The following is a 4,993-nucleotide window of genomic DNA, read 5'->3' as shown; positions in this document are numbered from 1 at the left end:
CTGTGGGGCCCCGGGGGGGCCGCCCCGAGGGCCCCGGGCACCGCCCCGGCCGGGGCGGTGCCCGGGGCGGGCGCCGCACGCAGGGCGGGCGCCGCACGCAGGGCGGGCGCCGCACCGCCGGGGGCGGGGCGGGCATCTGCCTTGCCGGGTACGGCGCGCAGGGCCAGGCACCGCCTTGCCGGGTACGGCGCGCAGGCGCGGACACCCGCACCGCCGGGTATGACGGTGCGGTGCCCGCGCCCGGTGCCGGGCACCGCATCGCGGCGCGACACCCACACTGGACCCGCCTCTGGATCCGGCACCACAGCACGGTGACGACGCCCCGGGCACGGGCCCGCGCCCGGATCCGGCACCACACCGCTGGTGCGGCGCCCAGGGCGGGCCGGTGCCCGGGGCCGGGCGACCACAGCGCGGCTACGGTGCCCGGGGCGTGGACCCGTGCCCGGGGGCCGGGCCACCACCCCGGGCACGGCGCCCGGGACGGGCCGGGCCGGTGCGCGGGGCCGGGCACCGCGCCGGTGGGTGCGGTGCCCGGGGCAGGCCGGCGCGCGCGGGGCGGCGGGCTCAGCCTGTTTCGGCTGCCTTGCGCAGGTCCTCGGCGCGGTCGGTGCGCTCCCAGGTGAGGTCGGGCAGTTCGCGGCCGAAGTGGCCGTAGGCGGCGGTCTGCGCGTAGATGGGGCGCAGCAGGTCCAGGTCGCGGATGATCGCGGCCGGGCGCAGGTCGAAGACCTGGGTGACGGCCCGTTCGATGTCGGCCTGGGGGACGGTGGCGGTGCCGAAGGTCTCGATGAACAGGCCGACCGGTTCGGCCTTGCCGATGGCGTAGGCGACCTGGACCTCGCAGCGGGTGGCCAGGCCCGCGGCGACGACGTTCTTGGCGACCCAGCGCATCGCGTAGGCGGCGGAGCGGTCGACCTTGGAGGGGTCCTTGCCGGAGAAGGCGCCGCCGCCGTGGCGGGCCATGCCGCCGTAGGTGTCGACGATGATCTTGCGGCCGGTCAGGCCGGCGTCGCCCATCGGGCCGCCGATCTCGAAGCGGCCGGTGGGGTTGACGAACAGGCGGTAGTCCTCGGTGTCCAGCTTGATGCCGTCCTGGGCGAGCTGGGCCAGGACGTGCTCGACGACGTGGGTGCGCAGGTCGGGGGTGAGCTGGTCGTCCAGGTCGATGTCGGCGGCGTGCTGGGAGGAGACCACGATGGTGTCCAGGCGCACGGGCCGGCTGCCCTGGTACTCGATGGTGACCTGCGTCTTGCCGTCGGGGCGCAGGTAGGGGACGGTGCCGTCCTTGCGGACCGCGCTCAGGCGGTGGGAGAGGCGGTGGGCCAGCTCGATGGGCAGCGGCATCAGGGTGGGGGTCTCATCGGTGGCGTAACCGAACATCAGGCCCTGGTCGCCGGCGCCCTGCTTGTCCAGCTCGTCTGCCTCCTCCCCTGCCGCGGCGCCCTCGACCCGCTTCTCGTAGGCGGTGTCGACGCCCTGGGCGATGTCGGGGGACTGCGCGCCGATGGACACCGATACGCCGCAGGAGGCGCCGTCGAAGCCCTTGGCCGAGGAGTCGTAGCCGATCTCCAGGATCTTGTTGCGGACCAGGGTGGCGATGTCGGCGTAGGCGGCGGTGGTGACCTCGCCCGCGATGTGCACCTGGCCGGTGGTGATGAGGGTTTCGACCGCGACGCGGGAGGCGGGGTCCTGGGCGAGCAGGGCGTCCAGGACGGTGTCACTGATCTGGTCGGCGATCTTGTCGGGGTGACCCTCGGTCACGGATTCCGAGGTGAACAGGCGACGGGACATGACTCTCCAGGGCGAGCGAAGGAACAAAGGAAATAGGTGAGTTGACGGCTTGACGGCTTGACGGCTGGGCGGCTTGGTGGCTGGGGGGGCGCAGCAGCGGCGCGCCTTCCGGTCCCGGCCCGGTGCTAATGCCGGTGCGGGCTGCCGGTGCGCCGGCGGGCCCGCGGCCTTGGCGTCCCGGCCGTACGCTCTCCGCCTCCCCTCCCCCCCGGGAGGCAGGGGCGTTCGCCCGGACCGCACGCGGGCGGGAGCGGGTGCCCCGGCCCCCGGGCCGGCTGCCGGCTCGCGGTGCGGGGGCCGGCACGGCTCCCGGCGCCGGCGGCATGCCGTGCGGCGGATGTCCGTGCCGCGCGTGCCGGAGTCCGGTGGTACGGCCGCGCAGCCGTGCCGACTGCCGCTGGGCGGGCGGGGGTTCGCCCGGCGTACGGGCGGCGGGTGAGCGCCACCGCCCCCACCCCCGCTCCCCCGCCCCCGCCCCCGCCGTGCCGTGGCGGGGTGGGGTGGGTGGCTGGGGGCCGGCTGCCGGGGACGTGGCCCGGGGCCGGGCGGGGGGCCGGGCCGGGGCGGGTTCAGGCGGTGTCGGTCAGGTGTTGTTGGAGCTGGTGGGACAGGGCGATGCGCTGCACCTTGAGGGTGGCGGTGCGCGGCAGTTGGGCCTGGGGGAGGTGGACGGGGTCGGCGAGCTGGGGGAAGTCGGTGACGGCGGCGCGCCAGCGGGCGGGGTCCAGGGGGGTGTCGTCGGTGGTGCAGATGACCGGGGTGGGCCGGTCGTGGGGGCCGGGCACCACGACCAGTTCGCTCAGTTCGGGCAGGCGGCCAAGGACCACGTCCTCGACCTCCAGGGAGCTGCGGACGCCTTCGATCATGTCGACTTCCCGGTCGAGCATGTGCAGGCAGCCCAGTTTGGTGCGGTAGCCGACGTCGCCGGTGCGCCACCAGGCGCCGTTGCGGTTGGCGTCGTAGCGTTCCTGTTCGGCGAAGTAGGTCTTGGCCAGGCCGGGCCAGGCGACCTCGATGAAGCCGGGGTTGTGCTCCGAGGGGGTCTGCCCGTCGCGGCTGACCACGCGGACCCTGGCGGCGCCGTAGGGCATCGCCCAGCCCACGCAGCGTCCGTTGGCCTTGTGGGCGGAGGTGCGGAAGTAGGCGCGGCCCACGGCCGGGCCGACCTCGCTCTGGCCGTAGATCTGGAAGAACAGGGCGCCGGGCCGGTCGGAGGAGTTCAGCAGCCGGCTCATGGTGCGCGGGTGGATGGCGTCGAAGGTGCTGCTGAAGACCTTCACCGAGGCGAAGGGCCGGCGCGGGTCGCCGGCGAGGTCTTCCCAGTCCATCAGGGAGTTGGGCAGGGCCTCGACGAAGCCGGGCCGGTGGGCCAGGAAGTGGTCGGCGACGCTGTCGGGGTCGGAGTCGTTCAGGAGCAGGATCGGCAGCTGTTTCAGCAGGGCCAGGGACATGGCCGCGACCATCCGCGAGTGCACGAAGGGGATGTGGATCGCGACGGTGTCTTTCTTGCGCATCAGGGCGAGCAGGCGCCACTGGGGCACCAGGCGGATGCCCTGGGTGCGGGGGGTGTGCACGACGAGTTTGGGCAGTCCGGTGGTGCCGGAGGTGTGGGTGATGACCGCGGCCTCGTCGATGGGCCGCACCACGGGGGTGACGCGCGGCGCGTGGGCCAGGCCGGCCAGGGACTGGGTGCCCTCCCGCTCGCCGGCCACGATCAGGACGCGGCGGGTGAGGTGGTCCAGGTCCTCCTTGGCCAGGCCGGCGTCGAGTTTCGCGGTGTCGGTGAGCAGGGTGGGCTGCTGCAGGCGGGCCATGAGGGCGGCGATGGTCGCGGCGTCCAGGGCGGGCGAGAGCATCACCGGGACGGCGCCGATGCGCGAGGCGGCGGCGCCCAGCATCCAGATGTCGGCGTTGGCGCTCTTGTGGATGACGATGCGTTCGTCGGCGCGTACCCCGGCCGCGGCCAGGCGGGCCGCCAGGTCGTCCACGGCGTCGGCGAACTGGGCGACCGTCAGGCGGCGCCCGGTGTGGGGCAGGACGTCCAGGTCGTGGTCGAGGGTGATCGGCGTCGACCCGTTGGCGGCGGCGGCCATCTGGGGCAGCAGGCCCAGGTGCAGACCGCGTTTTTGGATCGAGGTGTAGAGCGTGGAGCCCTTCATCGGGGCTGTCTCCTTTGCGGTTCACAGGGGCGGGCGGACCGGGCCGGCCCGGCCGGACGGCACGGGAACAAGAGCGGCGGGACGGGCGGGACGGGACCAAGGGGTGGCGGGGCGGGGCAGGAACAAGGAGCGGCGGGACGGCGCCGGACCAAGGGCAGTGGGGCGGCACGCATCAAGGGCGGCGGGGCAGCGCGGGGCCAAGGGGCGGCGGCGCGGTGCCGGGTCAAGGGCAGTGGGGCGGCACGGGTTCAAGAGCGGCGGGGCGGTGGCGCGGGGCCAAGGGCGGTGGTTGCGGTGCCGGGTCAAGGGGTGCGGGGCGGCACGGGGCCAAGGGCAGCGAAGACTCAAGGGCAGCAGGACGGCTCGGGGTGGGTGGGGCAGGTGGCCTCACAATGTGCGGGGCTGTCTCGTCGGACCCGGTGAGGCGGACGGGACGGCCGCCGCCGCGGAAGGGCCATACCGGCCCGTCCCGCGGTGGCGGGCCGCCGTCCTGGGGCCGCGTCACGGCGCCCCCGGGGGCGCCCCCTCGGACCGGTTTCTGCCACCGGCCGTGCCCCCGGCCCCGCCCGCCGTCCGGGCGGGCCCGCGCGGTTTTGACCGAGGCCGCGCGGGCCCGCCCGGCAGCGCCGGCACCCGGCCGACTGCCCGGGACGGCCGAGTGCCGGGGCTGTGCCGGAGCGCCGGCAACAGACCGCACACCGACGGACAGACAGGCAAGCAGAGCGACGGGCGGGCAGAGCGAGGGTCCGCACCGGAGGGCGGGCGGACGGGCCCGCGATGCGGCGCGGCACGGCGGGGCGGGGTCCGCTGGGGCGAAAGCCTCAGAGGGTGGCGCGGCCGGCTTTGAGGGCGGCGGCGGTGTCGACGACGCGGCGGGCCTGGTGGCGGGCGGCCTGCAGGGCGATGTCGCCGGGTGCGCCGTCGCCGGCGACGTGGGAGGTGCCGTACGGGTTGCCGGACTGGAACTGGATGGGGTCGGTGTAGCCGGGGGGCACGATGATGCCGCCCCAGTGGTAGAAGGTGTTGGACAGGGCCAGGATGGT

At 75.4% G+C, this 4,993-nt stretch carries 2 protein-coding genes and 2 pseudogenes; all 4 read right to left on the bottom strand.

The window, feature by feature from the left end:
* Positions 1–302: pseudogene (locus tag AB0H82_RS36235) on the bottom strand (hypothetical protein); the annotation flags it as partial.
* 262 nt (positions 303–564) lie between these two features.
* Entirely contained in the window at positions 565–1,791 is a 1,227-nt protein-coding gene (metK, locus tag AB0H82_RS36230; RefSeq protein ID WP_362999801.1) for a methionine adenosyltransferase, read from the bottom strand.
* 569 nt (positions 1,792–2,360) lie between these two features.
* Positions 2,361–3,950: a class I adenylate-forming enzyme family protein gene (locus tag AB0H82_RS36225; RefSeq protein WP_362999800.1), complete on the bottom strand. Its 1,590-nt coding sequence runs from the start codon at positions 3,948–3,950 to the stop codon at positions 2,361–2,363.
* 821 nt (positions 3,951–4,771) lie between these two features.
* Positions 4,772–4,993: pseudogene (locus tag AB0H82_RS36220) on the bottom strand (NAD(P)H dehydrogenase); the annotation flags it as partial.

Origin of the sequence: Streptomyces sp. NPDC050732 (genome assembly GCF_040654255.1) — a bacterium.
Lineage (GTDB): Bacteria > Actinomycetota > Actinomycetes > Streptomycetales > Streptomycetaceae > Streptomyces.
This window is presented reverse-complemented; position numbering and strand designations above follow the sequence as displayed.

What these genes read in the sequence shown, in the direction of transcription:
- metK (WP_362999801.1), bottom strand. Translation starts at nt 1,791, where the DNA reads ATGTCCCGTCGCCTGTTCACCTCGGAATCCGTGACCGAGGGTCACCCC.
- AB0H82_RS36225 (WP_362999800.1), bottom strand. Translation starts at nt 3,950, where the DNA reads ATGAAGGGCTCCACGCTCTACACCTCGATCCAAAAACGCGGTCTGCAC.